The following is a 2889-nucleotide window of genomic DNA, read 5'->3' as shown; positions in this document are numbered from 1 at the left end:
GGCCGGGGCGGCGGCCGGCCAACCGCCCTGCGGGGCCTGGCTCCAGTCGCCGTTGGCCGGCTCGGGGCGGGCCTCGGCGCGCGGTTCGGCGCGCAGGTCCAGGCGCATGGTGTCGCCCGAGGCGAGGCCCTGGTCGGCCGTGCCGGCCGGCAGTCGCCGCGGCGCCGGCTCGGCCTCGATCGGAGGGTCGAGGGGGCGCGCGTCGTCGTACCGCGAGTCGTCGAAGCCGAGTTCGGCGGCGGTGCGCAGCCCGGCCTCGCGCTCGGCGGCGGAGATGCCGCCGTCCTGGCGCATGATCCGGGAGACGGTGAACCGCTCCTCCTGCTCGGGGATCTGGCCCCCGCCGCCGTGGGTGATCGACTCGGGCAGCATCACCAGCGAGGTGGTGCCGGACTGCTCGCCGGATGGCCGAAGTTGGACCCTGATCCCGTGCCGGGCGGCCAGCCGGCCGACCACGAACAGGCCCATCCGCTGCGAGATCGCCGCGTCGACGGCCGGCGGGGCGGCCAGCCTGCGGTTGATCTCGGCGAAGTCCTCCTGGCTCAGTCCGATGCCCTTGTCGTGGATCTCGATCATGACCCGGGCGTCCGGCAGCCTGGTGGCGGTGACCCTGACCTTGGCGTGCGGCGAGGAGAAGCTGGTGGCGTTCTCCAACAGCTCGGCCAGCAGGTGCACCAGGTCGTTGACGACCGCGCCGTGGATCTCGCACGGGGGAACGCCAGTGGTCTCGATGCGGCTGTAGTCCTCCACCTCGGAGGCGGCGGCGCGCAGCACGTCCACGAGCGGCACCGGCTGGTTCCAGCGGTGCTCCAACTCCTCACCGGCCAGGACCAGCAGGTTCTCGCCGTTGCGCCGCATCCGGGTGGCCAGGTGGTCGAGCTTGAAGAGGTTCTCCAGCTGCTCGGGGTCGGCCTCGCGGGACTCCAGCTCGGAGATGAGGCCCAACTGGCGTTCGATGAGGCCCTGGTTGCGGCTGGAGAGGTTGGTGAAGATCGCGTTGACGTTGCCGCGCAGCAGCGCCTGTTCGGCGGCGAGCCGCACGGCCTCGCGGTGGACCTGGTCGAAGGCGCGGGCGACCTCGCCGATCTCGTCCCTGCTGGTGATGGGGATGGGCGTGACGGCGGTGTCCACCCGGCCCGGGTTGACCTGGGAGAGCTGGTCGACGACGGCGGGCAGGCGACGCCCCGCGACCTCGAAGGCGGCGGCGCGCAGCCGGCGCATGTCCCGGCTCATCGAGCGGGCCATCAGGCCGGCGACGACGAAGGCCAGCAGCAGGGCGACCAGCACGGCGGCCGAGTTGACGAACATCTCGGTGCGGGCCGACGAGGCGATCTGGCCGGCCTCGTCCACCGCCGCGTCCACGAGGTCCTCCTCGATGTCGCGGTAGGCGTCGAACTCGGCGGTGGCGGCGGCGAACCACGCCTCCGGGGTCAGACCCTGCGCCGCCAGCTCCTCCGGGCTCGCCCCCGAGCCGATCAGCTGGACCATCACCGGCAGGCTGTAGGCGTTGGGCGCCTCGACGGCGGCCTGTTGGCCGGCCTCGGAGAGCCGCTCCTCCAGCCGCTCGACGTCCCCTGGGGTGCCGGCCGAGCCGTACTCGGCCTTGGCGATCTCCTCCAGGTAGGCGTAGGAGCTGAAGGCGGTGAGCTGGAGCTGGTGGGCGGAGTCGCCGGGGCCAGGGGCGACCAACAGGTGGGTGCCGATGGCGCGTTGCAGCGAGCTGGCGGCCTTGGAGAGCGAGACGGCGTAGACGGTGCGGCCGTAGGAGGTGAGGTTGTCGGTGCCGAGCCCCAGTTCGTTGGCGAACGACATCAGCGGGTGCTGGACCGCGACATAGCCCTCCTCGGTCTCGACCGCCGGGAGTTGCTCGGTGTAGGCGCGCTGACGCAGCGCGTCCAGCTGCGGCTCGGCCTCGGTGACGCCCTCCATGCGGTGGCGGAGGCTCTCGGTGTGCGGGGCGTCCTCCCAGCGCGCGTAGAACTCGTCGCGCGCCGCGTTGGTGACCCGATGCGCCTCGCCGACGATGGACGCCTCGCGGTTGCCCTCCAGCAGCGGCCTGGCGGTGACGTCCCGCTCGTCGATCAGGGCGTGGGCGTACGCCGTGGAGGCGCGCACCAGTTCGGCTGTGCGCTCGGCGTCCTGCGCCTCGCGCCAGGTGGACTGGGAGGCGCTGACCCGCAGCCCCGCCAGCACCAGCGCGATGACCACGGGGATCATCAGGATCGCGTAGAGCTTGGTCGCCACCCGCCAGTTGCGCGGGGCGAACCGGGAACCGGTCGCCATCCCCGAGGGCACACCGGACGAATCGGCGTCGCCCGGGCGGGCGTTGCGGGCGTCCTCCGCCTCCCCCGCGCCCCCCGGGGGGTCGGCCCCCGGGTTCGGGGGAGTCGCGCTGCTGCGGCTCACTGGCTATCTCACCTCTCGACAGTGACGGCCGGCAGGGGCCAGCCGCCATGACTGTGGAGTCGTGTGGATTCCAGCACGCTTGGGGAAGAGTTTCCAATCCCCCCGGTCGTCCGTTTTCAGCCGAGACGAGGCACCCCAATTCGGGCATCGCGCCCCAGAGGCGACATACGGTGGCGAACTCGCACGCGGAGCGGAACGGAACGCTCGCCACGCGTAGACATCGCACGGGGGGACCATCGACCGAATCGTTACGAACTCCCGTGGGACGTGGGCGAGAACACAGGGCGGGCCAGCCTTGGCGCTCAGTGGAGGCGGGCCAACAGGGCGTGTTCGACGAGGGTGATCAACGCGCTCTTCGCCTCCGCGCGATGCCGCGCGTCCGTGGTGATGATCGGCGCGTCAGGACCGATCTGCAACGCCTCCCGCACCTCCTCGGGAGAGTACGGCTGATGACCATCAAACCCGTTCAAAGCGATCACAAAC

1 protein-coding gene and 1 pseudogene are annotated in these 2889 nt (G+C 71.8%); both read right to left on the bottom strand.

Annotation, left to right across the window (positions count from 1 at the left end; genetic code table 11):
• Positions 1-2283, bottom strand: a 2283-nt coding sequence (locus tag EBN88_RS29430; protein WP_122400035.1) for a nitrate- and nitrite sensing domain-containing protein, incomplete at its 3' end; no start/stop codon positions are given.
• Between the two features lie 425 nt (positions 2284-2708).
• Positions 2709-2889 (bottom strand): annotated as a pseudogene (locus EBN88_RS29425) (ATP-binding protein); the annotation flags it as partial.

The organism is Streptomyces triticirhizae, assembly GCF_003696235.1.
Lineage (GTDB): Bacteria > Actinomycetota > Actinomycetes > Streptomycetales > Streptomycetaceae > Streptomyces > Streptomyces triticirhizae.
The sequence above is the reverse complement of the archived record's forward strand: the minus strand, read 5'-3'. Positions and strand labels throughout refer to the sequence as shown.